We start from the raw sequence: 443 nt of genomic DNA, 5'->3' as shown, positions 1-443 counted from the left end.
ATTTGGCAGGAGAGGAAAGGAAGAAAAGGGAAAGGGAGGTGAAGGGGGAGGAGGGGGGGAGGGAGAGGGGGGAAGAGGGAGGGGGAGGAAGGAAAAGAGAAGAGGAGAAAAAAAAAAAAAAGAGAAAAGAAAAGAAGGAAGAGGAGCAGAAAAAAACAAAGAGAAGGAAGAGGAGGAAAGGGGGGGGGAAGAAGACGCAAAGGAGGAAGAGGAGAGAGGAGAAGGGGGGGAGGGGGGAAAGAAAGGAAAAAGAAAGAAGGAGGAGAAGGGGGAGGGGGAAGGAGGAGGAGGAGAAGAGGGAAGGGAAAAGGGGGGGGAGAGAAGGGGGAAGAGGGAGGGAGGAAGGAGGAAAAGGAGAAAGAGGGAAAGGGAAAAAGGAAGGAGAGGGAAGAAGGAAGGGGGGGGGGGGAGAAGGAAAAAAACGACGAGGGGGAGATAGAAGA

General features: G+C 53.3%; 1 protein-coding gene. It reads left to right on the top strand.

Features of this window, described 5'->3' with window-relative positions; all coding sequences use genetic code 11:
- Positions 1-443: hypothetical protein (locus ACTHTU_RS11340; protein ID WP_440362604.1), on the top strand; the 443-nt coding region annotated here is incomplete at both ends.

Source organism: Neisseria sp. P0020.S005 (assembly GCF_051957055.1).
GTDB lineage: Bacteria > Pseudomonadota > Gammaproteobacteria > Burkholderiales > Neisseriaceae > Neisseria > Neisseria subflava_A.
This window is presented reverse-complemented; position numbering and strand designations above follow the sequence as displayed.